This is a genomic window from Enterobacter sp. DNB-S2 (genome assembly GCF_019443845.1).
Lineage (GTDB): Bacteria > Pseudomonadota > Gammaproteobacteria > Enterobacterales > Enterobacteriaceae > Enterobacter > Enterobacter asburiae_B.
Genome location: NZ_CP050520.1, coordinates 3,339,769 through 3,365,396, shown reverse-complemented (window position 1 = coordinate 3,365,396; position 25,628 = coordinate 3,339,769). Strand labels below are relative to the sequence as shown.

General features: G+C 57.0%; 23 protein-coding genes. 12 read left to right on the top strand and 11 right to left on the bottom strand.

All coding sequences use genetic code 11. From position 1 onward, the window contains the following. Positions 1-48: 48 nt before the first annotated feature. Both fadD and rnd read left to right on the top strand, forming a co-directional pair. Positions 49-1,734, top strand: a complete 1,686-nt coding sequence (fadD, locus tag HB664_RS16025; protein ID WP_023312189.1) for a long-chain-fatty-acid--CoA ligase FadD — start codon at positions 49-51, stop codon at positions 1,732-1,734. Between the two features lie 71 nt (positions 1,735-1,805). Beyond that, entirely contained in the window at positions 1,806-2,933 is a 1,128-nt protein-coding gene (rnd, locus tag HB664_RS16020) for a ribonuclease D (protein ID WP_219939790.1), read from the top strand. A gap of 74 nt (positions 2,934-3,007) precedes the next feature. On the opposite strand, the gene minE is transcribed toward rnd, so the two are convergent. The 3 genes from minE to minC are packed head-to-tail and all read right to left on the bottom strand — an operon-like array spanning position 3,008 to position 4,824. Next, complete coding sequence (gene minE, locus HB664_RS16015) at positions 3,008-3,277, bottom strand: cell division topological specificity factor MinE (RefSeq protein ID WP_008500504.1); 270 nt, start codon at positions 3,275-3,277, stop codon at positions 3,008-3,010. Positions 3,278-3,280: 3 nt separating this feature from the next. Beyond that, positions 3,281-4,093: a septum site-determining protein MinD gene (gene minD / locus HB664_RS16010; protein ID WP_023312187.1), complete on the bottom strand. Its 813-nt coding sequence runs from the start codon at positions 4,091-4,093 to the stop codon at positions 3,281-3,283. Between the two features lie 23 nt (positions 4,094-4,116). Next, complete coding sequence (gene minC / locus HB664_RS16005; protein ID WP_023312186.1) at positions 4,117-4,824, bottom strand: septum site-determining protein MinC; 708 nt, start codon at positions 4,822-4,824, stop codon at positions 4,117-4,119. Positions 4,825-4,947: 123 nt separating this feature from the next. Here minC and HB664_RS16000 point away from each other — a divergent pair, with 123 nt between their 5' ends. The 3 genes from HB664_RS16000 (at position 4,948) to HB664_RS15990 (ending at position 6,464) form a co-directional block, all read left to right on the top strand. After that, entirely contained in the window at positions 4,948-5,223 is a 276-nt protein-coding gene (locus HB664_RS16000; protein WP_029742143.1) for a YcgL domain-containing protein, read from the top strand. A 47-nt stretch (positions 5,224-5,270) separates the two neighbouring features. Beyond that, positions 5,271-5,930, top strand: a complete 660-nt coding sequence (locus HB664_RS15995) for a fumarylacetoacetate hydrolase family protein (protein ID WP_219939789.1) — start codon at positions 5,271-5,273, stop codon at positions 5,928-5,930. A gap of 93 nt (positions 5,931-6,023) precedes the next feature. Then, the gene (locus HB664_RS15990; protein ID WP_033145818.1) at positions 6,024-6,464 is read left to right on the top strand and encodes a YcgN family cysteine cluster protein; all 441 of its coding nucleotides are present in this window, start codon (positions 6,024-6,026) and stop codon (positions 6,462-6,464) included. 123 nt (positions 6,465-6,587) lie between these two features. Here HB664_RS15990 and dsbB read toward each other — a convergent pair whose 3' ends face one another. Further along, complete coding sequence (gene dsbB, locus HB664_RS15985) at positions 6,588-7,118, bottom strand: disulfide bond formation protein DsbB (protein ID WP_023312182.1); 531 nt, start codon at positions 7,116-7,118, stop codon at positions 6,588-6,590. A gap of 143 nt (positions 7,119-7,261) precedes the next feature. Further along, positions 7,262-8,800: a Na(+)/H(+) antiporter NhaB gene (gene nhaB, locus HB664_RS15980; protein ID WP_219939788.1), complete on the bottom strand. Its 1,539-nt coding sequence runs from the start codon at positions 8,798-8,800 to the stop codon at positions 7,262-7,264. A gap of 200 nt (positions 8,801-9,000) precedes the next feature. Here nhaB and fadR point away from each other — a divergent pair, with 200 nt between their 5' ends. Beyond that, entirely contained in the window at positions 9,001-9,720 is a 720-nt protein-coding gene (gene fadR, locus HB664_RS15975; protein WP_023336056.1) for a fatty acid metabolism transcriptional regulator FadR, read from the top strand. A 113-nt stretch (positions 9,721-9,833) separates the two neighbouring features. On the opposite strand, the gene HB664_RS15970 is transcribed toward fadR, so the two are convergent. Continuing rightward, positions 9,834-11,366, bottom strand: coding sequence for a SpoVR family protein (locus HB664_RS15970; RefSeq protein WP_023293929.1), 1,533 nt, complete (start codon positions 11,364-11,366; stop codon positions 9,834-9,836). A 321-nt stretch (positions 11,367-11,687) separates the two neighbouring features. Here HB664_RS15970 and HB664_RS15965 point away from each other — a divergent pair, with 321 nt between their 5' ends. Together HB664_RS15965 and dadX are read left to right on the top strand one after the other, a co-directional pair. Then, positions 11,688-12,986 carry a D-amino acid dehydrogenase gene (locus HB664_RS15965; protein ID WP_032658462.1) on the top strand — a complete coding sequence of 433 codons (1,299 nt, stop codon included), beginning with the start codon at positions 11,688-11,690 and terminating at the stop codon, positions 12,984-12,986. A 9-nt stretch (positions 12,987-12,995) separates the two neighbouring features. Then, positions 12,996-14,066: a catabolic alanine racemase DadX gene (dadX, locus tag HB664_RS15960; protein ID WP_219939787.1), complete on the top strand. Its 1,071-nt coding sequence runs from the start codon at positions 12,996-12,998 to the stop codon at positions 14,064-14,066. Between the two features lie 92 nt (positions 14,067-14,158). On the opposite strand, the gene HB664_RS15955 is transcribed toward dadX, so the two are convergent. Both HB664_RS15955 and ldcA read right to left on the bottom strand, forming a co-directional pair. Then, on the bottom strand, positions 14,159-15,892 hold the full coding sequence (locus HB664_RS15955; protein WP_058841379.1) for a potassium/proton antiporter: 1,734 nt from the start codon (positions 15,890-15,892) through the stop codon (positions 14,159-14,161). 97 nt (positions 15,893-15,989) lie between these two features. Then, positions 15,990-16,904 (bottom strand): muramoyltetrapeptide carboxypeptidase, encoded by a 915-nt coding sequence (gene ldcA / locus HB664_RS15950; RefSeq protein ID WP_058841378.1) that lies wholly within the window; start codon positions 16,902-16,904, stop codon positions 15,990-15,992. A 107-nt stretch (positions 16,905-17,011) separates the two neighbouring features. On the opposite strand from ldcA, the gene emtA reads away from it, so the two are divergent. Continuing rightward, complete coding sequence (gene emtA, locus HB664_RS15945; RefSeq protein ID WP_048979610.1) at positions 17,012-17,623, top strand: membrane-bound lytic murein transglycosylase EmtA; 612 nt, start codon at positions 17,012-17,014, stop codon at positions 17,621-17,623. 37 nt (positions 17,624-17,660) lie between these two features. Here the strand turns inward: emtA and HB664_RS15940 are convergent, their stop codons facing one another. Beyond that, positions 17,661-18,392: a flagellar brake protein gene (locus tag HB664_RS15940; RefSeq protein ID WP_023312174.1), complete on the bottom strand. Its 732-nt coding sequence runs from the start codon at positions 18,390-18,392 to the stop codon at positions 17,661-17,663. A 208-nt stretch (positions 18,393-18,600) separates the two neighbouring features. On the opposite strand from HB664_RS15940, the gene HB664_RS15935 reads away from it, so the two are divergent. After that, complete coding sequence (locus tag HB664_RS15935) at positions 18,601-18,855, top strand: GlsB/YeaQ/YmgE family stress response membrane protein (protein ID WP_008502662.1); 255 nt, start codon at positions 18,601-18,603, stop codon at positions 18,853-18,855. 113 nt (positions 18,856-18,968) lie between these two features. After that, the gene (locus HB664_RS15930; protein WP_219939786.1) at positions 18,969-21,071 is read left to right on the top strand and encodes a TonB-dependent siderophore receptor; all 2,103 of its coding nucleotides are present in this window, start codon (positions 18,969-18,971) and stop codon (positions 21,069-21,071) included. Positions 21,072-21,550: 479 nt separating this feature from the next. On the opposite strand, the gene HB664_RS15925 is transcribed toward HB664_RS15930, so the two are convergent. Continuing rightward, positions 21,551-23,236: an alpha,alpha-trehalase gene (locus HB664_RS15925; RefSeq protein ID WP_058841376.1), complete on the bottom strand. Its 1,686-nt coding sequence runs from the start codon at positions 23,234-23,236 to the stop codon at positions 21,551-21,553. 102 nt (positions 23,237-23,338) lie between these two features. Continuing rightward, a complete protein-coding gene (locus tag HB664_RS15920; protein WP_219939785.1) occupies positions 23,339-24,295 on the bottom strand; it encodes an AraC family transcriptional regulator in 957 nt (318 codons plus the stop codon). Between the two features lie 115 nt (positions 24,296-24,410). Between HB664_RS15920 and HB664_RS15915 the strand changes: the two genes are divergently transcribed. Further along, on the top strand, positions 24,411-25,598 hold the full coding sequence (locus tag HB664_RS15915) for an MFS transporter (protein ID WP_219939784.1): 1,188 nt from the start codon (positions 24,411-24,413) through the stop codon (positions 25,596-25,598). The last annotated feature ends 30 nt before the right edge of the window (positions 25,599-25,628 follow it).

Below are 25,628 nucleotides of genomic sequence, written 5' to 3'. Positions count from 1 at the left end.
ATTATCGGGGTTGTGATGACGACGAACACTCATTTCAGAGGTGATGCATTGAAGAAGGTTTGGCTTAACCGTTATCCCGCAGATGTTCCTGCTGAGATCAATCCTGACCGTTATCAATCCCTGGTGGAATTATTTGAACACTCGGTAAGGCGCTACGCGGACCAGCCCGCATTCGTGAATATGGGCGAGGTCATGACGTTCCGTAAGCTGGAGGAGCGTAGCCGGGCGTTTGCGGCGTATCTGCAGGAAGGGTTGGGGCTGCAAAAAGGGGACCGCGTCGCGCTGATGATGCCGAACCTGCTGCAATACCCGGTGGCGTTGTTCGGTATCCTGCGAGCCGGGATGATTGTCGTCAACGTTAACCCGCTGTACACCCCGCGCGAGCTGGAGCATCAGCTGAACGACAGCGGCGCGGCCGCGATTGTCATTGTGTCCAACTTCGCCCATACGCTGGAAAAAGTGGTCGACAAAACCCAGGTTAAACACGTCATCCTGACGCGCATGGGGGATCAACTCTCCACCGCCAAAGGCACGCTGGTTAACTTTGTCGTTAAATACGTCAAGCGCCTGGTGCCAAAATACCACCTGCCGGACGCCATCTCCTTCCGCCGCGCGCTGCATGCGGGCTACCGTATGCAGTATGTTAAACCCGAAGTGGTGGCGGAAGATCTTGCGTTTCTGCAATACACGGGCGGGACTACCGGCGTCGCCAAAGGGGCCATGCTTACCCACCGTAATATGCTGGCAAACCTTGAACAGGTGAACGCCACCTACGGGCCGCTTCTGCATCCGGGCAAAGAGGTTGTGATCACCGCGCTTCCGCTGTATCACATCTTTGCGCTGACCATGAACTGCCTGCTGTTTATTGAACTGGGTGGTCAGAACATCCTCATCACCAACCCGCGCGATATCCCGGGCCTGGTGAAAGAGCTGGCGAAATACCCGTTCACCGCCATGACGGGGGTGAACACCCTGTTTAACGCGCTGCTTAATAACAAAGAGTTCCAGCAGCTGGATTTCTCCACGCTGCATCTCTCTGCGGGCGGCGGCATGCCGGTTCAACAGGCGGTCGCCGAGCGCTGGGTGAAGCTCACCGGTCAGTATTTGCTGGAAGGCTATGGGCTGACGGAATGTGCTCCGCTGGTCAGCGTGAACCCACACGATATCGACTATCACAGTGGAAGCATTGGTCTGCCGGTTCCTTCCACCGAGGCCAAACTGGTCGATGATAACGATAACGAAGTCGCGCCGGGCGAGCCGGGTGAGCTTTGCGTCAGAGGTCCGCAGGTGATGCTGGGTTACTGGCAGCGTCCCGATGCGACCGACGAAATCATCAAAGACGGCTGGCTGCACACCGGTGATATTGCGGTAATGGATGACGAGGGCTTCCTGCGCATCGTCGATCGCAAGAAAGACATGATCCTGGTCTCCGGCTTCAACGTCTATCCGAATGAGATCGAAGACGTGGTTATGCAGCACAGCGGCGTACTCGAGGTGGCGGCGGTCGGCGTCCCTTCCGGCAGCAGCGGTGAAGCGGTTAAAATATTTGTGGTCAAGAAAGATCCTTCCCTGACGGAGGAGGCGCTGGTAACGTTTTGCCGTCGTCAGCTGACGGGCTACAAGGTGCCGAAGCTGGTTGAATTCCGCGATGAGCTGCCGAAATCCAACGTCGGAAAGATATTACGACGAGAATTACGTGACGAAGCCCGTGGCAAAGTAGACAATAAGGCCTGAGCTTCACGCTAATCGCCCAGACGCCGGTTAAGCCGGCGTTTTTTATGGGCGCAAACAAAAGAGAACCCGTTTTGAATTACCAGATGATCACGACCAACGACGAGCTGGCTTCGCTGTGCGAAGTGACGCGCGACTTTCCTGCCATTGCCCTGGATACCGAGTTTGTCCGTACCCGGACCTATTATCCGCAGCTGGGTTTGATTCAGATGTACGACGGTAAACACGTGTCGCTGATTGACCCTCTCGGCATTACCGACTGGACGCCGATGCGTGACCTGCTGCTCGATACCGCCGTGACGAAATACCTGCACGCAGGCAGTGAGGATCTGGAAGTCTTTCTGAACACCTTTGGCATCATGCCCCAGCCGCTGATTGACACGCAGATCCTCGCGGCATTCAGCAATCGTCCGCTCTCATGGGGCTTTGCTGCCATGGTGGAGGAGTATACGGGCCTTACGCTGGATAAAAGCGAATCCCGTACCGACTGGCTGGCACGCCCGCTTACCGAGCGTCAGCTGGAATATGCGGCGGCAGACGTGTTTTACCTGTTGCCGATTGCCGGACAGCTGATGAAAGAGGCAGAAGCCTCCGGCTGGCTCACTGCTGCGCTGGACGAGTGCCGTATGACCCAGCAGCGTCGTCAGGAAGTGGTTGACCCGAAAGAGGCCTGGCGCGATATCAGCAACGCCTGGCAGCTGCGTACGCGTCAGCTGGCATGCCTGCAGCTGCTGGCAGACTGGCGCTTGCGTAAAGCGCGCGAGCGCGATCTGGCCGTTAACTTTGTGGTTCGCGAAGAGCATCTCTGGGCAGTCGCGCGCTATATGCCGGGCAGCCTGGGCGAGCTGGACAGCATTGGCCTTTCGGGCAGCGAGATCCGCTTCCACGGTAAAACCCTGCTGGCGCTGGTCGCCAAAGCGCAGGAGCTGCCGGAAGATGCGCTGCCGGAACCGCTGCTGAACCTGATGGACATGCCGGGCTATCGCAAAGCGTTTAAGGATATCAAAGCGCTGGTGCAGGCAGCTGCAACGGAAAGCAAGCTGAGTGCGGAACTGCTCGCCTCACGTCGTCAGATTAACCAGCTGCTGAACTGGCACTGGAAGCTGAAGCCGCAGAATGGCGTGCCGGAGATGATGGCAGGCTGGCGCGGGGAATTGATGGCCGATCGCCTGAATACGCTGCTGGACGGTTATCCGCGATAAAAAATATGCCGGGCGATATACCCGGCATATTTCCCCGGTGGCGCTGCGCTTACCGGGGCGACGAAAACACAAACCTACGGACGCGACTCTTCCGCTTCCGGGAGCGTAACGTTCAGCTCCAGAATCGAAATATCCCCGTCTTTTTGTTCCAGCTGCACCGTGACCATCTCCGGGTCAATCTGCACATACTTACAGATCACTTCCAGGATGTCCTTGCGCAGCTGCGGCAGGTAGTGAGGCTCGGCGTCGCTACGACGACGCTCCGCAACGATAATTTGCAGACGTTCTTTTGCGATGTTGGCGGTGTTCTTTTTCCGCGAGAGAAAAAAGTCCAGTAATGCCATAACTTATCCTCCGAACAGGCGTTTGAGGAAACCTTTCTTCTCTTCTTCAATGAAGCGGAAAGGACGTTCTTCTCCCAGCAGACGGTCAACGGTATCGGCGTAAGCTTTACCTGCATCTGCCATTGTATCAAGGATCACTGGCTCGCCCTGGTTAGAGGCGCGTAACACGGACTGATCTTCCGGGATAACGCCCACCAGCTTAATGCGCAGGATCTCCAGCACGTCTTCCATGCTCAGCATGTCACCTTTGTTCACGCGGCCCGGATTGTAGCGGGTGAGCAGCAGGTGTTCTTTAATCGGGTCTTCGCCATTTTCCGCACGACGGGATTTAGAAGCGAGGATGCCCAGAATGCGGTCTGAGTCACGCACGGATGAAACTTCAGGGTTGGTGGTGATGATCGCTTCATCAGCGAAGTAGAGCGCCATCAGGGCACCGGTTTCGATGCCCGCAGGGGAGTCGCAGACAATGAAGTCGAAATCCATTTTTTTCAGATCGTCGAGCACCTTTTCCACGCCTTCACGGGTCAGGGCGTCTTTGTCACGCGTCTGAGAAGCCGGGAGAATGTAGAGGTTCTCGGTGCGCTTGTCTTTGATCATCGCCTGGTTAAGCGTGGCATCGCCCTGAATGACGTTTACGAAGTCATACACGACGCGACGCTCACATCCCATGATGAGGTCGAGGTTACGCAGACCGATATCGAAGTCGATAACGATGGTTTTCTTTCCCTTCTGGGCCAAACCAGTAGCGATGGCCGCGCTGGAGGTGGTCTTGCCAACGCCTCCTTTACCCGAAGTAACAACAATAATGCGTGCCATAGAAATTCCTTGTTAAAAAGGGATCAATTCAACGGTTGAACGGTCAACGCGTCGTCTGCCAGAAGCAGGCGAGCCGCTTTGCCATAAAATTCGGCTGGGATCTTGTCGCTCAGCCAATATTCACCTGCGATGGACACCAGTTCCGCCGTCAGGTGAGTACAAAATATTTGCGCATCTCGATCGCCACTTGCACCTGCGAGCGCACGTCCACGCATCATACCGTATACGTGAATATTGCCATCTGCAATCAGCTCAGCGCCAGCACTGACGTGGCTTGTAACAATCAGATCACAGTTTGGTGCATAAATGCGCTGACCGGAACGAACCGGCACATCAATCATTCGCGTTTTTGTGACGGTAGTAACGTTTTGCACCGCAGGAGGGGGCGTTTGCACGGCAACGGGTGCCGCTCGCGAGGCTTTTTCTTTGCCCTCATTCAGAAGGGGCAGCCCCGCACGCTCAATTTCCGCTTTCAGCTCAGTATCTTTGCAGCCGCTGATGCCCACGATACGCAGTCCGGTCGAGGAGACGGCCTGCTGGAGAAGTTTCCAGTTAACCGGAGCCTCAAGACCGCTGACGTTGATAACAACAGGGGCGTGCTTCAGAAAGGCGGGAGCCTGGGCGATTTTGTCTTCTAACGCCTGACGAATAACCTCGGGTTTTGCATCATGCAAATGTACCACTGATAAGGTGAAGCTACTGCCTTTAAGCTCGATGGGCGTGTTTGACATCCTGGCCTTACTCAATTTGCTATTAACCGCAACCACTCGCTGCGATATTCCGAAGAGTATCAGGCATGTTATAGTCAGGAGTATATTGAGGCAAGCAACCACCCATTAATTCAGAGTAAAAACATGTTTTGTGTGATCTACAGAAGTACAAGCCGTGACCAGACCTATCTTTATGTCGAAAAGAAAGACGATTTTTCACGCGTGCCTGAAGAATTAATGAAGAACTTTGGCCGACCACAGCTGGCGATGCTGCTGCCGCTCGATGGTCGTAAGAAACTGATTAACGCCGATCTGGATAAAGTGAAAACGGCCTTAGCCGAGCAAGGCTATTATTTACAGCTTCCACCGCCACCCGAGAATTTATTAAAACAGCATCTTGAGGCGAACGGTAAAAAATAGTCTCAACTGTTTTTGGGCACAACACATCAACCGTTTAGGGGTCGACCATGTATCAACATCATAACTGGCAAGGTGCATTACTGGATTATCCCGTCAGCAAAGTGGTTTGCGTGGGCAGCAACTACGCAAAACATATTCAGGAGATGGGCAGCGCGATGCCAGAAGAACCGGTCCTGTTTATTAAGCCTGAAACGGCGCTTTGCGATATCCGCCAGCCGCTGGCGCTGCCCCAGGGGCTGGGTTCGGTGCATCACGAAGTTGAACTTGCCGTGCTGATCGGCGCGACGCTGCGCCAGGCCTCAGAAGAACATGTTAAAAAAGCGATTGCCGGATACGGCGTGGCGCTGGATCTGACCCTGCGTGACGTTCAAGGTAAAATGAAGAAAGCAGGGCAGCCGTGGGAAAAAGCCAAAGGGTTTGATAATTCCTGCCCGATTTCGGCGTTTGTGCCGGTGAGCGAATTTACCGGCGATCCGCAGGACACGCCGCTCAGCCTCAAGGTTAACGGTGAGATCCGCCAGCAGGGCACCACGGCAGACATGATCCATAAGATTGTGCCGCTGATCGCCTACATGAGTCGCTTCTTTACCCTGAAGCCGGGCGATGTGATCCTGACCGGAACCCCAGAAGGCGTTGGCCCGCTACTCAGCGGTGACGAGCTTGAGGTCGGTTTCAACGGCCTGTCGCTGAAAACCCGCGTGCTGTAACCCCATCTTGCCGCCTGAAGAGGGCGGCAAAACTTGCAACAACGTGCCAGACTCGTTATAAGGTGCGCTTTCTTTTGACGTGTGGACATCCTGATGAACGACATCCCTTTCTGGCAAAGCAAAACTCTCGACGACATGACTGACGCGGAATGGGAATCATTGTGCGACGGCTGCGGGCAGTGCTGCCTGCACAAGCTGATGGATGAAGATACGGACGAAATCTACTTCACCAACGTTGCCTGCAAGCAGTTAAACATTAAAACCTGCCAGTGCCGCAACTATGAGCGCCGGTTTGAATTTGAGCCTGACTGCATCAAGTTAACCCGGGATAATCTGCCGACGTTTGAATGGCTGCCGCATACCTGCGCGTATCGCCTGCTGGCGGAAGGGAAAGGTCTGCCTGACTGGCATCCGCTGTTAACCGGTTCAAAAGCGGCGATGCACGGTGAACGTATTTCTGTGCGCCACATTGCGGTGAAAGAGTCCGAGGTGCAGGACTGGGAAGATCACATCATGAACCACCCGACCCGTTGAGATTAAAAAAACCGCCGAGGCGGGTTTTTTTGTGCTTGTGCGGCCTGATGCCCTCACCCCAACCCTCTCCCGTGGGAGAGGGCGCAAACGCTAAAAACGGCAACCTTGGTTGCCGTTTTGCGTTTACCTTCCGAACAAATCGCGTTTCTTCGGTTTGAACGGCTGGGCAATCAGCACCAGCAGCGCCACGACGAAGTAGGCGGCAAAAATGCCCACCAGCCACTGCGGCATCTCCAGCGTCAGGAATTCCCACTGGCGAACGGAGCAGTCACCGGATGCGACAAACACCTGCGGCAGCCATTTGTCCAGCGGCAGCCAGCTTGGGAAGCGGGCGGCAAAATCACAGGTCATAAACGGTGACGGATGCAATTGCATCATGGTGTGCTGCCAGGAGAGTTCAATTCCTTTCCAGGCGCTGTAGATCCAGATGGCAATACCGGCATAGCGAAGCGGCGATTTTGGGGCAATCGCACCCACCAGGCCCGCACCCATAATGCCGAACAGCGCGCTGCGTTCGTAAATACACAGTACGCAAGGTTTCAGTCCCATTACATGCTGGAACCACAGCGCGACCATTTCCAGCGCAAAGGCGGTCAGGGCCATTAACAACCACGCTCCGCGACCGCGGGAGCACTGGTTTAAAAATCTCAACATAATCATTTCCCTGGAACATGCTTAGAAAGCGCAGTGTAAACGAATTCGTTTTTCGCGCCACCTGTACCTGGCGAAATAAAACGTAATTGGATGTTTATCGTGCGAAAAGGCAAACGGGCAGCGAACTGCCCGAGATGCATAGTTTACTGCGCCGCAAGTATACCCGCTTGTACCAGCCATTGCGTACAGGGAATGAGGGTAATTTTGACGCAAAGCAATCCGACGATCGTGAGCACCAGCGTATAGGGCAGCGCCATCCATACCATCCTGCCATAAGAAAGACGTATGAGCGGCGCGAGGGCGGAGGTCAGCAGGAACAGGAAGGCGGCCTGGCCATTTGGCGTCGCCACCGACGGCAGGTTGGTTCCGGTATTGATCGCCACGGCCAGCAGCTCAAACTGTCCGGCGCTGATAACGCCTTGCTCCATAGCGGCTTTGGCCTCGTTGATGTAGACCGTCCCGACGAAGACGTTATCTGAGATCGACGAGAGCAGGCCGTTAAACAGGTAAAACAGCGAGAGCTGAGCATCCGGTGAGGCCTGTAATACAAAGGCAATAATCGGCGCGAACAGGTGCTGGTCGATAATCACCGCCACGACGGCAAAGAACACCGCCAGCAGGGCGGTAAACGGCAGGGCTTCGGTAAACGCCTTGCCGATGGCATGTTCGTCCGTCACGCCGGTAAAGGTGGTGGCGAGAATAATGACTGACAGGCCAATCAGCCCCACTTCGGCAAGATGGAACGCCAGCGCCGCGATAAGCCAGACGCCGATGATCCCCTGAGCAATCAGTCGTAGCGTCTCCTGGCGTGTCCGCTGGCTTCGGCTCTGCACATCGAATTTATGCAGCTCCTGACGAACCGGCTCCGGGAGCTGCGCCCCGTAGCCAAAGAGGTGAAACTTCTCCACCAGCAGACAAGTCGCCAGCCCGCAGATCAGCACCGGTACGCTCACCGGTGCCATTCTCAGGAAGAAATCACCGAAGTTCCAGCCCGCCGCTTTGGCAATGATCAGGTTTTGCGGCTCGCCGACCATGGTCATCACGCCGCCCAGCGCGGTACCCACGCCGGCATGCATCATCAGGCTGCGCAGAAACGCGCGGAATTGTTCCAGCACGTCACGGTTATGCGCCTCAACGTGGCTGTCATCCTGCAGGTCCTCATTTGGGCGAGAGGAGGCCACGCGGTGATAAATTCCGTAAAACCCAACCGCGACGCTGATCACTACCGCAACGACCGTCAGCGCATCCAGGAACGCCGACAGGAAGGCGGCGGCAAGGCAAAACGCCAGCGAGAGGAACATTTTCGACGGAATGCTGAGCAGCAGGCGCGTGAAGATGAACAGCAGCAGCTGTTTCATAAAGTAGATACCCGCCACCATAAAGATCAGCAGCAGAAGCACTTCGAGATTAGACGCCAGCTCTGCTTTGACATGCCCGGCGCTGGTCATACCGATGACGACGGCTTCAAACGCCAGCAATCCGCCCGGCAGAAGGGGATAACATTTCAGCGCCATGGCCAGGGTGAAGATAAACTCCGCCACCAGCAGCCAGCCGGCGATAAAGGGATTCACGCTAAAAATGATGGGATTAACGACCAGGAAAACCAGCAGTATCAGCTTATACCAGTCAGGAGACTGACCTAAAAAATTGCGCCATAGCGCGCGCCCAAAAGAAATTTCCACAACAGACGTCCTTCCCGTCAAGTAAGACAAAACATCAGTATACGCAAAAATCGCGGCCTGGAGGCGGATAAGGCTGCATTGTAAATTTCACAAAAATGAAACGGCGATCCCTCTTTTCTCTCTTTGCCGCGCTACCTGCCACTGCGTGCCTCTGGTATGATGAGTCCAATTTGCTAAAGCTGTGTAATGGAAATCTCACTATGGTCATTAAGGCGCAGAGCCCGGCGGGTTTCGCGGAAGAGTACATCATCGAAAGCATCTGGAATAATCGTTTCCCTGCGGGGTCCATTCTTCCGGCTGAACGCGAACTCTCTGAACTGATTGGCGTCACTCGCACCACGCTGCGTGAAGTGCTTCAGCGGCTGGCGCGCGATGGCTGGTTGACGATCCAGCACGGTAAGCCTACGAAAGTGAACAACTTCTGGGAAACGTCCGGGCTGAACATTCTTGAAACGCTGGCGCGTCTTGACCATGAAAGCGTGCCGCAGCTCATTGATAATCTCCTCTCCGTTCGCACCAACATCGCGACGATTTTTATTCGTACCGCTTTCCGTCAGCATCCGGAAGACGCCCTTGCGGTGCTGGCCAGCGCGAACGAGGTGGAAGATCACGCCGATGCTTTTGCCACCCTCGATTACAACGTGTTCCGCGGCCTGGCGTTTGCCTCCGGCAACCCGGTGTATGGCCTGATCCTCAACGGTATGAAAGGGCTTTACACCCGCATTGGCCGCCACTACTTTGCCAATCCGGAAGCGCGTAGCCTGGCGCTGGGCTTCTACCACAAGCTGAGCAAGCTCTGTACCGAAGGTCTGCACGATCAGGTTTATGAGACGGTGCGCCGCTACGGTCACGATTCCGGTGAAATCTGGCACCGTATGCAGAAAACGCTGCCGGGTGATTTAGCGATTCAGACCCGCTAAAAGAAAAAACCTCTCGTATGAGAGGTTTTTTTTCGCCGGGTGGCGGCTACGCCTTACCCGACCTACGGGGTTTATAGGCCCGGTAAGCGTAGCGCCACCGGGCAAAAGCGTCACTACAGCGTATTCAACCGCGCCGGGCAACGTTCCAGCAGCTCGACGCTCCCGTCTTCATTCTGCTGCTCCAGCTGCACGTCAAAGCCCCACAGGCGATGAACGTGCTTCAGCACTTCTTTACGCCCTTTATCCAGCGGCGCGCGATTGTGCGGGATATAGCGCAGCGTCAGGGAGCGGTCACCGCGCAAATCGACGTTCCATACCTGAATATTCGGCTCAAGGTTGCTCAGGTTGTACTGGGAAGAGAGGCGAGAGCGGATCTCACGGTATCCCTCTTCGTTATGGATTGCGGAGATCTCCAGATAGTTGTTGCGGTCATCGTCCAGCACGGTGAAGAAGCGGAAATCACGCATGATCTTCGGCGACATAAACTGGCTGATGAAGCTCTCGTCCTTAAAGTCGCGCATCGCAAAGTGCAGCGTTTCCAGCCAGTCAGAACCGGCGATATCCGGGAACCAGTACTTGTCTTCTTCCGTCGGCGACTGGCAGATGCGCTTAATGTCCTGGAACATGGCGAAGCCAAGCGCATACGGGTTTATTCCGCTGTACCACGGGCTGTTGTAGGGCGGCTGGAACACCACGTTGGTATGGCTATGGAGGAATTCCATCATGAACCGCTCGGTCACTTTTCCCTCGTCGTACAGATGGTTAAGAATGGTGTAGTGCCAGAAGGTCGCCCAGCCTTCGTTCATGACCTGCGTCTGCTTTTGCGGGTAAAAATACTGGCTCACCTTGCGCACGATGCGCAGGATCTCACGCTGCCACGGCTCCAGCAGCGGGGCGTTCTTCTCCATAAAATAGAGCAGGTTTTCCTGCGGCTCGGACGGATAGCGACGCGCTTCGGCGATCGTTTTTTCCTCCTCACGCTTCGGCAGGGTACGCCACAGCATGTTCACCTGGCTTTGCAGGTACTCTTCGCGGCTCTTCTGCCGGGCTTTCTCCTCCTGCAGGGAGATTTTCTGCGGACGTTTGTAGCGGTCCACGCCGTAGTTCATCAGCGCGTGGCAGGAGTCGAGCAGTTTTTCCACTTCGTCCACGCCGTAGCGCTCTTCGCAGTCGGTAATGTATTTACGGGCGAAGATCAGGTAATCGACGATGGAACTGGCGTCCGTCCAGCTGCGGAACAGATAGTTATTCTTGAAAAAGGAGTTGTGCCCGTAGCAGGCGTGCGCCATCACCAGCGCCTGCATGGTAATGGTGTTCTCTTCCATTAAATAGGCAATACACGGATTGGAGTTAATCACAATCTCATACGCCAGCCCCTGCTGGCCGTGCTTATACAGCCGTTCCGTTTCAATAAATTTTTTACCAAACGACCAGTGCGGATAGTTAATCGGCATCCCGACGCTGGAGTAGGCGTCCATCATCTGTTCGGACGTAATGACTTCAATCTGATGGGGATAGGTATCCAGGCGATACAGCTTTGCGACCCGGTCGATTTCGGCGAGGTAAACATCCAGCAGCTCGAAGGTCCAGTCGGGTCCATCGCTCAGACGTGTGTTGTCCTTGTTCAGGGAATCAATAGTAGCCATTAGCGCGCCCTCGTTGTGGGTGCTCTCTCTGTCTGGAGAGCCTCCTTTCAAGCATAGATCAACGTGTTAAAAAGCGTGCTGGGGTAGAAATTTTTTCTTTGCGATTTCGCGTTTTTGATACGGCAAAAAAACGGTATGTCTCAGCATATTATGCTGGTTAAAAATAACGCGCAGCAGGAGATCCCAAATTAGCACTATCCCCTGATGCTGGGGGATGTGTGAGGTAAGTCACCATAAAAAAGTCGTATGTTGAATAATATTTTCAACTAGGTTATCAATCTGTAATTAGAAGATTGTTCTTTTGCACATAATGGAGTGGCTATGCGTGTTGTCATACTGGGAAGTGGTGTCGTTGGGGTAACCAGCGCCTGGTATTTAAGTCAGGCGGGACATGACGTAACCGTTATCGATCGTGAATCCGGTCCCGCGCTTGAAACCAGCGCGGCGAACGCCGGGCAAATCTCTCCGGGGTATGCGGCGCCGTGGGCTGCGCCGGGCGTTCCGCTGAAAGCGATTAAATGGATGTTCCAGCGTCATGCGCCGCTGGCCATCAGCCTTGACGGCACGCAGTTCCAGCTGAAGTGGATGTGGCAGATGCTGCGCAACTGCGACACCCGCCACTACATGGAGAACAAAGGGCGCATGGTGCGCCTGGCGGAATACAGCCGCGACTGCCTGAAAGCGCTGCGCGCGTCGACGGGGATTGAGTACGAAGGCCGCCAGGGCGGGACGCTGCAGCTGTTCCGCACCGAGCAACAGTACGAGAATGCCACCCGCGATATCGCCGTGCTGGAAGATGCCGGCGTACCGTACCAGCTGCTGGAAGCCAGCCAGCTTGGTCAGGTTGAACCGGCGCTGGCGGAAGTGGCGCATAAGCTGACCGGCGGCCTGCGCCTGCCGAATGACGAAACCGGCGACTGCCAGCTCTTTACGCAACGTCTGGCGCAAATGTGCGAGCAGGCGGGGGTGAAGTTCCGTTTCAACACCTCCGTCGACAAGCTGCTGTCGGAAGGGGAAAAAATTTACGGCGTGAAGTGCGGCGACGAGGTGATCAAAGCCGATGCCTACGTGATGGCGTTTGGTTCGTACTCCACCGCCATGCTGAAAGGCATTCTCGACATTCCGGTTTATCCGCTGAAGGGCTACTCGCTGACCATCCCGGTGAAAGAAGAGAGCGGCGCCCCGGTGTCGACTATTCTGGACGAAACCTACAAAATCGCCATTACTCGCTTCGACAACCGCATTCGCGTGGGCGGCATGGCGGAGATTGTCGGCTTCAACACCGAACTGCTGCAGCCGCGTCGTGAAACGCTGGAGATGGTCGTGGGCGATCTCTTCCCGCGCGGCGGTTTTGTTGAGCAGGCGACGTTCTGGACCGGCCTGCGTCCGATGACCCCGGACGGCACGCCGATCGTAGGGCGCACGCCGTTTAAAAACCTGTGGACCAATACCGGACACGGCACGCTCGGCTGGACAATGGCCTGCGGATCGGGCCAGCTGCTGAGCGACCTGATTTCCGGGCGCACGCCGGCAATTCCGTTTGACGATTTAAGCGCCGCGCGCTATCAATCGGGGTTTACGCCTTCGCGTCCACAGCACCTGCACGGCGCGCATAGCTAAGGAGTTGTCATGTCCCGTCCTGTTCTGGCCCAGCTGAACCTGCAGGCCCTGAAGGATAATCTGCAAATTGTTCGTCGGGCGGCTCCGGGGTCGCGCGTCTGGTCGGTGGTGAAAGCGAATGCCTACGGCCACGGTATCGATCGTATCTGGAGCGCGCTGAGCGCGACCGACGGTTTTGCGCTACTGAATCTGGAAGAGGCCATTCTGCTGCGCGAGCGCGGCTGGAAAGGGCCGATTCTACTGCTGGAAGGGTTCTTCCATGCGGACGATCTGCCGCTGCTGGATAAGTACCGGCTGACCACCAGCGTGCACAGCAACTGGCAGATTAAGGCGATCCAGGATGCGAAGCTCCATGCTCCGCTGGATATCTATCTCAAGGTGAACAGCGGCATGAACCGCCTGGGCTTTCAGCCTGAGCGGGTGCATACGGTCTGGCAGCAGCTGCGCGCCATGAAAAACGTGGGCGAAATGATGCTGATGGCGCATTTTGCCGACGCGGAAAAACCCGACGGTATTGCCGATGCCATGGTCCGTATTGAGCAGGCGGCTGAAGGGCTGGATTGCCCGCGCTCGCTGTCGAACTCGGCGGCCACGCTGTGGCATCCCGAGGCGCACTATAACTGGGTGCGTCCGGGGATTGTTCTGTACGGCGCGTCTCCCTCTGGCGAGTGGCAGGATATCGCCAACAGCGGCCTGAAGCCGGTCATGACCCTGCGCAGTGAAATCATTGGCGTGCAGACGCTGAAGGCCGGGGACACGGTGGGCTACGGCAGCCGCTACCGGGCAAAGGGCGAGCAGCGGATTGGCATCGTGGCGGGCGGTTATGCCGACGGCTACCCGCGCATCGCGCCGACCGGCACGCCGGTCTGGGTCGATGGGGTTCGCACGGGAACGGTGGGCACCGTATCTATGGATATGCTGGCCGTTGACCTGACGCCATGCCCGCAGGCGGGTATTGGCTCACCCGTCGAACTGTGGGGTAACGAAGTTAAGATTGATGACGTTGCTGCCGCGGCGGGCACGGTGGGGTATGAATTGATGTGCGCGCTGGCCCCTCGAGTGCCGGTTGTGACGGTGTAACCTACGCTCGCCGGGTGGCGCTAACGCTTACCCGGCCTACGTTAGAGGGTTTTGTAGGCCGGGTAAGGCGAAACCGCCACCCGGCAAAAAAACTACTCCGCTTCCTCATCCATCGGTCTTAAACCGACTTTCCGCACCGCGTTATCTTCTTTTTCGGCAACGGTCCAGATCATCCCGGCAAACTCTACCTGATCCCCCACGACCGGGGCAGCGCCAAGCCGCTGCTGGATGATTTCGCCCAGCGTTTGCGGGTTATCACCGTCTTCAGCACCTTCATCCAGACCGTAAATCAGCGCCACATCCGCAAATTTAGCGCTGGCTTCCAGAATAAAATCGCCGAAGAAGCGCTGGTCCAGCGCCACCGGAGGCGACTGGCTGAACAGCTTGCCCAGCGCGGGCAGGTCGCGCTCGCGACCAATCACGCAGAGAATATCCCCCTCGCGCAGGCGGGTGCTGCCGGTAGGGTGCAGCAGGACATTATCGCGGAACAGGGCGGCAATGCGCGTTTCGGTCGGCATGTGCAAATCGCGCAGCGAGGCCCCCACGCACCATTTGTCGGCGCTTAGCTGATAGACGAACTGTTCCCACGGGTTCTCCGGATGAATATCGAGCCCCACGCGGGAGACCGGCCAGCCCACGGGCGGGACCACCACTTTGGCTTTTTTCGCCGCCCACCCGAGCGAGGTTCCCTGGAACAGCAGGGAAATCAGCACCACGAAGAACGCCACGTTAAAGAACAGCCGCGCGTTATCCAGACCGGCCATCATCGGGAACACCGCAAGGATAATCGGCACCGCGCCGCGCAGCCCCACCCAGCTGATAAAGACCCGCTCGCGCAGGTTGAAGCCGCGAAACGGCAGCAGGCCTGCAAATACCGACAGCGGACGGGCGAAGAAGATCATCCACGCGGAAAGCAGCAGCGCCGGAACGGCGATCGGCAGCAGGTCCGATGGCGTAACCAGCAGGCCCAGCACCAGGAACATGCCGATTTGCGCCAGCCACGCCAGGCCGTCAAAGTTCTGCAAAATGGCATGGCGGTTGCGAATAGGGCGGTTGCCCATCAGGAACCCGCAGAGATAGACGGCGAGAATGCCGCTGCCGTCCAGCGCCGTGGTGACGGCAAAAATGAGAATGCCGCCGCTCAGCGCCAGCAGGGGGTAAAGCCCCGCGGGCAGCGAGATGCGGTTGATCGTCTGCTGTAAGAGGTATCCCCCCGCCAGGCCGATGACAATCCCCAGACCGAACTGCTGCAGGATATGTAACGCAAACATCCAGCTCAGCCCGCTTTCATGCTGCTGAATCATCTCGATAAGCGTAATGGTGAGAAATACCGCCATCGGATCGTTACTACCGGATTCAATCTCAAGCGTGGAGCCAACGCGTTCGTTAAGCCCTTTTCCGCCGAGCAGGGAAAACACCGCTGCCGCATCGGTTGAGCCCACGATGGCGCCAATCAGCAAACCTTCCATGATATTGAGATGGAAAAGCCACGCGGCCATCATCCCGGTGAGGCCGGAGGTAATCAACACGCCGACCGTGGCGAGCGACAGCGCAGGCCCTAAGGCCACGCGGAAGGAGCTCGCCTGGGTGCGCATCCCGCCGTCCAGCAGGATCACCGCCAGCGCGAGGTTACTCACCATGTAGGCGAAGGGGTAGTTATCGAATGGGATACCGCCAATGCCATCAATGCCGGCCAGCATGCCGATGGCGAGGAAAATGACAAGAATAGGTATGCCGAGACGCGATGAAAATGAACTTAATAAAATACTGCTGGTTACAAGGACGGAACCCAAAATGAAAAGGCTGATTATCGCTGCGGCATCCAATGTTCTCTTACTCCCACCTCAATGTTAACGCTGTTACTAAAACCCTAACATATTAACAACGGCAACAGCGTTTTATTAAGGGGGTATAACGGCTTTTTTATGCCTTTATGACAGGATGGCCGCTGATGGTCAGCCGAGTGCCGGAATCGTTGTGGATCAGGGAGGCATGCGCCCCCAGCGCCAGGGTCACGGTTTGCTGCTCATGGCCGAAATCCAGACCGGTGATGACCGGAATATCCAGCCGCGAGCGAACGAAGTCGACCATGGTCTCCAGGGAATAACCCGCGTCATAGTCATTCGGAGCAGAGCCGCTGAAGCTGCCCAGCACAATCGCGGACTGGCGTTCAAGAATACCGGCATGATAAAGCTGCAATAGCATGCGCTCGACGCGGAACGGATGTTCGTTGATATCTTCCAGCACCAGAATGCCGTCCTCGATTTGCGGCATCCACGGCGTGCCGATGAGCGAGACCAGCATCGCCAGGTTGCCGCCCCAGAGCTGGCCTTCACATTCCCAGTGCGGTCCATTGCCTTGCCACTCCACGCTGTAGGTTGAATTGCGCAGCGCGCGCCAGAAATGTTCCACGGTAAACGCATCCAGCTCCGGTGCGCCGAAGTTACCGGCCAGCATCGGACCGCTGAAGGTGATGACGTTATGCAGGGCCAGCAGCCCAAGCTGGATGACGGTGAAATCGCTGTGGCCGCAGATCAGCAGCGGATCCTGCTGCTGGCGCAGCGCCAGCCCCTGCCAGTCAATGCTCTCCAGCAGGCGGCTCGCGCCATATCCGCCGCGCACTGCAAGCACAATCCGGTTTTCGCCCGTCAGGTTCACCAGACTATTGATATCATTCAGCCTCTGCGCTTCGGTACCGGCAAAACGCTGCTGGCGGCGGGGGATAATCGTCTGATTTTCTACCTGATGGCCAGATTCCAGCAAACGCTGAACGCCCCGCTGCGCCGCGTCCTGGTTAATGCAGTAGCCCGACGGCGCGATGAGATGAAACTGAGACATGGCAATTCCTTGCTGAATGAGAAACTAATTGTCTATATCATGCCGCTTATACGCTGCCTGCTTCAAGAGGCGGCGCACCGCGATGACCGGCTATAAGGATAGATGACGTGAAATTGAGATGGTTTGCTTTTTTGATTGTGTTGCTCGCTGGCTGTAGTTCAAAACATGATTATCAAAATCCGCCCTGGAATCCGGAAGTGCCGGTGAAACGGGCCATGCAGTGGATGCCGATCAGTGAGCAAGCCGGGAAGGCCTGGGGCGTCAGCCCGCGTCTCATCACGGCGATCATTGCGGTGGAGTCCGGCGGTAATCCCACGCTTGTCAGCAAATCTAACGCGGTGGGGCTGATGCAGCTTAAAGCGTCAACGGCGGGCAGAGAGGTTTACCGCTACATGGGGTGGAACGGCCAGCCGTCGACCAGCGAGCTGAAAAACCCGGAACGCAACATTTCAATGGGCACGGCCTATCTGAGCATTATGGAGCATGGCGTGCTGAAGGGGATTAAGGATCCAGAGGTGATGCAGTACGCGCTGGTGGTGTCTTACGTTAACGGTGCCGGCGCGTTGCTCAGAACCTTCTCCTCTGACCGCAAAGAGGCGATAGAAGAGATTAACGGCATGGACAAAGACGAATTCTTTGAACATGTGGCGAAAAATCACCCGGCACCACAGGCGCCTCGTTATATCTGGAAAGTACAGAAAGCGATGGATGCCATGTAATGCCGCAGACGGGCGGCGTTCACGCTGCCCGATTTCTTCACAGGACCTTATTTGCGCGTTCCCGCGCCTCTCGCTCCAGGGAATAGATAATACGCTGAAGCTCACGCTCCGCGCCGGGCCCGACGTTCAGGAAACGGAAGCTCAGACGCGGCGTGGTAATGGTTTCATTTTTGCTGTCCACGACGGTGCGGTCGCTGATGGCAATCAGCTGCGCATCGAAATAAAAGCGACCCCAGCCCCCCATATCCAGTTCGATTTGCGTAAACCGCATGCCCTCTACCAGCCCGTCCGGTTTCGGCGTGTCCATCAGCGCGCCCATGCCGCCCAGCGACAGATCGAAGAGGCGGAAGCGGATCTCTTTTTTGTCCGGCATTTTGGCCTTACAAAAATAGGCGGGATGGAGCGGGGCGCTGATGCGGAAATATTCACGACGCTGAACAAACCAGAGATTGGTCGGAAGCGGGGTAACAAAAGCCGGCAGTCCCTGGTATTCGCTCAGTTCCAGCCGCGACAGGACAAACTCCACTTTGGCGCCCTGCGTTTCGGCCATCACCGCGATATTCTCCGCTTTCAGCGCCGCGCGGTTTTCATACTCCTGACTGCCTAAATCAATCACCAGCCGATCCTGCGAGGCGTCAAGGATCTTGCTGATGAACTGATTATTCGACCAGCTGATGCGCAGCGGCACTTCACCTTTTTGCAGGTCGCGTAATACCCCTAATACAGCCAGCGGATTTTGCTTGAGGAACTGCTCACTGTAATGACTCACGCCGGATGGCTCCTTGATTGATGACAGACTGTCTTAGCGTTATCGGCAATCTGCAATGAAACTTAATACAAACCGGTGAGTTTTTTTTGCCTGTTTAACCAATGATAAGTCGGTGAGATGAAAATGATTTTCCGGCGATGACCTATACTTAAGTTAGCTGTGCAGAAGGTTTTCTGCGCACGCGTTAAACCTGCAAGAGGGCATCGCTATGGGTATCATCGCCTGGATTATCTTTGGTCTTATTGCTGGCGCTATCGCTAAACTGATCATGCCGGGAAACGATGGCGGCGGCTTTATTTTGACCTGTGTACTCGGGGTCGTTGGTGCGGTTGTGGGCGGCTGGCTGGCGACGATGTTTGGCTTTGGAGGCAACATAAGTGGTTTCGACCTGCACAGTTTTCTGGTCGCTGTCGTGGGTGCCATTGTGGTGCTGGGCATATTCAGGTTACTGCGACGAGCATAAATTGACGTAAACGGCTCTCTGCGGAGGGCCGTTTTTTTTGCCTGAGTATTGATTTGTTAATCTAAATGATAATAATTGTCGTTCCGTATTGCATCTAACAACAAGACGACATTATGAATACCTCACGTTTTACGCTTTGCGCTCTGGCAGGGGCCGTCACGCTGGCATTGCAGGTCCCGGCGTTCGCCGAAGAATCCACCATCGTCGTCACGGGTTCAGAGCAGGGCAGCGCGCTGCCGGCCTGGACGAACAGCGCCACCAAATCGGCCGTTGCCGAAAGTAAAACGCCGCAGGTCATCACGACCCTCTCTGCGCCGGAAATTGAAAAGCGTCACGCGAATTCGGTGAATGAAATCCTGCGCTATGCCCCGGGCGTCTCAACCGAGGTGCGGGGGAATACCTCCTACATGAGCGAATATAAAATTCGTGGCTTTACCGTTGACCAGGAGTTCTACAACGGGCTGCAGCTGCCCTATAACGTTACCGGCAATACCAAAGCGCGCATCGATCCGCTGCTGATCGACAGCGTTGATATCCTGAAAGGCCCCTCATCGGTCCTTTACGGCGGCGGTTCGCCGGGCGGGCTGGTGAATATTCAAAGTAAAAAACCGCAGCGGGAAGCCCGAACCGAAATCGGCGTTAACACCGGAAACCGTAATCTGAAAGAGGGATACCTCGATTCAACCGGGCAGATTGCCGACAGCGACTGGAACTACCGTCTGCTGGGCAAAGCCACGGAAAACGACGATCAGCCGCACACTACCCGGTATGAAAACTACCTGGTTGCGCCGTCCGTCACCTGGCAGCCCGACAGCAAAACCCGCCTTACCCTGGACGCGCTGGCGCAAAACACCCCGAGCCTGACGCCGTCTAACCCGCTGCCGCTCGCCTACCTGCACTCGAAATATGCGGGCAAGCGCGATTATGCCGGAGACGAATGGAGCGGGTTTAAGCAGCGTCAGTGGATGCTGGGCTACAGCTTTGAACATGAGTTTGACAGCGGCTGGGGCTTTAATCAGAAAGCGCGCTATTTCGACGTCGATACCCACCAGCGCAGCGTCTACGCGACAGGGACGGGAAGCGAGGCGTATCAGCTCAACCGCTTTGCCTACACCACCGATGAAGACCTTAAGAGCTTCAACATTGACAACCAGGTGACCAAAACCGTTGCCCTTGGCGACTGGAAACACCACCTGCTGGCCGGGTTTGACTATCAGAAGCTGAACTCCCATTTCCATTATCGCTACGCGTCGGCGACGCCGGGCATCGATATGCGTCATCCAGACTATTCGCAGGTCCAGGAAAGCGCGCTGGGGCTCTATACCGCCCAGAAAAACCGTCTCAGCTATCAGCAGAACGGCTATTACTTACAGGATCAGGTAGAGTTTGGCGGCCTCAACCTGCTGGGCAGCCTGCGCTACGACGATTACCGCTCCGTTACCACCAACTACCTGCAAAACGGTGATAAAGCCTGGGTATCGCAGGATCGCGTCACCAAACGCCTGGGCGCGCTTTACGCCTTCGATAACGGGATTTCGCCGTTTATCAGCTATTCAGAAGGTTTCGCGCCGGTGTCACCGCAGGGTACGCTCGTGGCGAAAGACGTCAAACCGACTACCAGCAAGCAGGTGGAAGGCGGGGTGAAATATCTGCTGGCCGACTACGCCACCACCTTTACCGCCTCGGTGTATAACATCCGGCAGAAAAATGTCGTCACCTCCGATCCGGGCTTCCTGAACTATCGTCAGACCGGGGAAGTGGAATCCAAAGGGGCAGAGCTCTCCGCCATCAGCCGTCCGACGGACAACCTGACGCTGATTGCCAACTATGCGTACACCCACGCGATCAACCGGGAAGATGACAAGTACAAAGGTAAACGTCCAACGCAGGTGCCGGAGAATGCCTTCAACCTCTGGGGGGATTACACCTTTGACAACACGCCGCTGAAAGGACTGATGCTGGGGGCTGGGGCACGCTACACCGGGCCGATGGAAATCTCTCCGGCAAACGATGCGGGTAAACTGGGCGGCACTACGCAGTACGATCTGGCGGCTTCCTACCGGATGGGTGAAATCCTGCCCTCGCTGGCAGGGCTAACGCTTAAGGCCAGCGCGCAGAACATCACCAATAAAGAGACGCTGACCTGCTACGACGCGACCAACTGCTGGATTGGGCGTGACAGGACGTATCAGTTAGGGGCGAGTTATAGTTTCTAAGGAACCAGGGGGACCCCGTCAAAAATGCGCAATCGGACTGCCCCCTCTCCCTTGAGGGTGAGGGGGAACATACGGCTCCGGTGGTCATTCCGTTCACTTTATGTTCCTTGCTACTCTGTAACGATGTGACCGGTGAACGTGCCAGGGTGGCTCAGTCGCCACCACCCTGGCAACCCGGGCTCCCGGCGGTAAATCGCCGCTTCGCGGTGCCCTCGGCGTATTCCTTCCGGCTTATCGGGGACGGGCGGAGGTAACATCCCTGTAAAGCCCGCCCTCTCGGCGCATCCATGCGCCTCGCCCCGGCCGGAAGGCAAACGCCTCAGCGATTTACAGCCGGACCATGGCATCGCTGAAAGCGTTCAGGCGTTCTGAAACAACGTTATTGCTTCCGCTCAAAACTTACTGGCTAACCTTCTCCCGGAGGGAGAGGGCCAGCACGCGCAGGCCGGGTAAGGCGTAGCCGCCACCCGGCATTACCCTTACTGCGCCGCAGCTTTCACCGGCGCAGCCTCCTCATTCGCCGCAGGCTGATTCTCCGGCACGCTGTCGCACGGTTTTGCTTTCGGACAGACCCGATCCAGCATTTTCAGCGTTACGCCGTTACTCCAGCCGAAGCCGTCCTGCAGCGGATACTCGCCGCCGCCGCCACCCGTACCGGTTGTCGACACGTCATACTTCTCGACCAGTTTCTTTTCGCGGTCGTAAGTATGCTGGACGTTCTTCAGGAAGCGCCAGGTCACGTCCATCGAGACCTTTTCTTGCCCGTAATTCTGCAGCCCTTCCGCGGCCACCCACTGCAGCGGGGCCCAGCCGTTTGGCGCATCCCACTGCTGGCCGCTATTGACGGTGGTGGTCGCAATACCGCCCGGCTTCAACAGGCGCGACGAGGTTGCCGCGGCGACTTTATCGGCCCGGTCCTGCGCCGCCGCCTTCACGTAAAGCGGGAACAGGGCTGCCGCCGTGAGCTGATTGCGTACCTTCTTGCTCTTGAGATCGTAATCCGCGTACCAGCCCTCTTTATCATTCCACAGGTGGCTCTCGATGGCTTTCTGACGCGCCGTTGCCAGCGCCTCGTATTTACTTGCGCTGGCGGCGTCGCCACTCTCCTGGCTTGCCCGCGCCAGCAGTTTTTCCATCTTGAACATCAGGGCGTTCAGGTCCACGGGGACAATGCTGGTGGTCCGGATGGTGCCGAGCTTTTGCGGATCGTCCATCCAGCGGGAGCTAAAGTCCCAGCCCGAGGCCGCAGCGGAACGCAAATCACGGTAGATCTCGGTCGCAGGCCGGTTAGGATTACTTTTGGCGGTATTCACGTCGTCAAGCCAGGACTCCGGGCGCGGGGTATCGCGGTCGTCCCAGTAGCGGTTGAGGATAGCGCCGTCGTCCAGCTTCACCACGCGTTTGTTAGCCTGCCCCGGCTGAAGGGCGTCGACGCCGTCCATCCAGTAGGCATACTCTTTCTCCATCTGCGGGCGGTACTTCTTCAGCGCATCGCTGTCGTGGGTCGCCAGCAGTTCAACCATCATTGAGAAAAACGGCGGCTGGGAGCGGCTCAGGTAATAGCTGCGGTTGCCGTTGGGAATGTGGCCGAAGGTGTCAATCTCATACGCAAAGTTATCCACCATGTCGCTGATTTTGTCCCAGTGTTCGCTCTCCGCCAGGCCCAGCATGGTGAAATAGCTGTCCCAGTAGTAGACCTCGCGGAAACGGCCGCCGGGCACAACGTAAGGTTTGGGTAACGGCAGAAGGGAATCCCATTTGTTGCTGGCTTTATCCGTGGTGCGCGTCAGCACGGGCCAGAGATCGTCGATGTGCTCACGTAAACTTTGTCCAGCAGGCGGAACATATTTTTCCCCTTCCGCAGGGAGCGTAAAGTTCATCTCGACAAAGTGGCGTAAGTCAAAGCTGGACTGCGCGTGCTGCATCCGGTAATCCGCCAGAATCATCAGCGGGTCGCTTTTGGGGACGGCATCCGCGAAGGTTTTCTGATCGGGAAACAGTTTGGCGCTTTGCACATCGTTAAACAGAGGGCCCAGCAAAATATCGGGTGAGGTTGTCTGGGCTGCGGGGCTATCGTCGGCATAACCGCAAGTCGTTACGCCGAGCAGCGCGCCTCCTAACGCAAGGGGCAAGAACGCGGGGCGTAGTGTACGAGGTCTTATCATCAGTTCGTCTCCTGTCTTCACTAAACAGCGTGACCGCTGTTGTCAATCACCTGAAAACCTTAGACGAATATTGCCCGCTTCGCGTTAATAATTGCCTGCCCGTCAGACCTCTTCCGGCGTCTGGCTGGCTTCCCGCAGCGTGCCCGGCGCATGTCCAATGATGCGCTTAAACGCCCGGCTAAATGCCGCCAGAGAGCCGTACCCCAGCCGCAGCGCGACGGTTTCAATCGGCTGATTTTCGTGGCGAATGTACTGGATGGCCAGGCGCATTCTCAGCTCGCTGAGATATTTTGCCGGGGTGGTTCCCGTCGCGGCCAGAAACCGTTCGGCGAACACGGAACGGGACGTGCCCGCTTCTTTTGCCAGATCCGCCACGCTCCAGTTCAGGCCGGGCTGCTGGTGCATGGCGTAAATGGCACGGCTCAGGCGCGGGTCGCGCAGAACCTGCACCCAGCCGGTGGCTTTACCACAGCCGCCATCAACCCAGCCGCGCACGATTAACGCCGCCACCACGTCGGCCAGACGCGCAAGGATCCCGGCGTACCCGGCCTGACGCGAAACGGATTCCCGCTCCATCGCCGCCAGCAGCGGGTGGATCTCCGGCCAGGTGGACATCAGCCGGCTGACCATCATCACTTCCGGCATTGCCTTGATCAGCGGCTGCATCCCGCCCAGCTCAAAATCCATGCATCCGCTAAAGATGATGGTGTTCTCGCTTTCCGGGCAGGGCTCGCAGGTGATGGCACACACCGAGCTGCAGATGGGCTCACTGGGAAAGGCATTGATGGGCGTAATGGTTGCCCGCTCGTCAGAGAGCAGGGCATGGGAATCACCGCAAGGAATAAAGAGGGCATCGCCGCTGCTCAGTTCGAACGTCGCACCGCTTTCCATTCGCAGCAGGGCGCTACCGTGGCTCACAAAATGAAACTGCGCCCTACCGGGCGCCTGATGGAACGCGACGCCAAACGGCGCGCTGGCCTGGATCCGCCGGTATTTCACACCTGACAGACGCATGCCGCGTAAAAGTTCGCTGATCAGATCGGGTGACTGTACGGTCATGGCGCAACTCCGGACGAATAATCAATAAGTGGAGATTATATGTCATAGATCGTCCAGGGTGAACCTTCTATGCTTTTGCGACAGTTGTCACATTTTTATAACGGGAGAAAAACAGATGAATTCATGTGTCGCGGCGAGCGAGGCGGTAGCGCCTGCAAAACCCGCCTGGCGGGCCGTCTATTCACTGGGGCTGGGGGTATTTGGTTTGATTACGGCAGAATTTCTGCCCGCCAGTCTGTTAACGCCGATGGCCGCGAGCCTGGGCGTAAGTGAGGGAATGGCCGGGCAGGCCGTCACCGCCACCGCGCTGGTGGCGCTGGTAACCGGACTGCTGATTACGCCGGCGACCAAAAGCATCGACCGCCGCTGGGTGCTGATGTTTTTCTCGGTGCTGCAAATTATCTCCAGCCTGCTGGTAGCCTTTGCGCCCAATCTGCACGTCCTGCTGATGGGCCGCCTGCTGCTGGGGATCGCCATCGGGGGATTCTGGGCGATGTCGACGGCGACCACGATGCGTCTGGTTCCGGCAGATAAAGTGCCGAAGGCGCTGGCGGTGATTTTCTCCAGCGTATCGATAGCCACGGTGGTCGCGGCGCCGCTCGGCAGCTATCTGGGCAGCCTGATCGGCTGGCGCAACGTCTTTGTTCTCTGCATTCTGCCGAGCATGCTGGCGCTGCTGTGGCAGCTCTGGGTCCTGCCGTCCATGAAGCCGGAGAGCAGTGGCAGCCTGAGTACGCTGTTCCGCGTGCTGCGTCGTCCGGGGATGATCGGCGGCATGCTGGCGACCATCCTGATCTTCAGCGGCCATTTCGCCTTCTTTACCTACCTGCGCCCGTTCCTGGAAACGGTGGGGCAGGCGAGCGTTGAGACCATTTCGCTGATCCTGCTGGGCTTTGGGCTCGCCAACTTTGTCGGCACCTCCGTTGCCGGGCATCTGCTGGCTCGTAATCTGCGCCTGACGCTGGCGCTGGTGCCGTTCGCAATGGGCGTTCTCGCGCTCACGATGGTGGCGTTTGGTCATCTGGCGATGCTGGACGGGCTCCTGGTCGCGCTGTGGGGCTTTGCATTTGGTCTGGTTCCGGTGGGCTGGTCAACCTGGCTTGCCACCACCGTTCCGGATGAAGCCGAAAGTGCAGGCGGGCTGCTGGTGGCCTCAATTCAGCTGGCAATCAGTGCCGGTGCGGCCGGGGGCGGCGCGGTATTTGACCTCAACGGCGCCAGCGGGGTATTCGCGGGCAGCGGTCTTTTGCTGGTAACGGCAATGATAATTGTGCTTATGGGCGTGAAAGTGAAAGCAGAGTGAGCCTTTTCCCTCTCCTTGGGGAGAGGGACT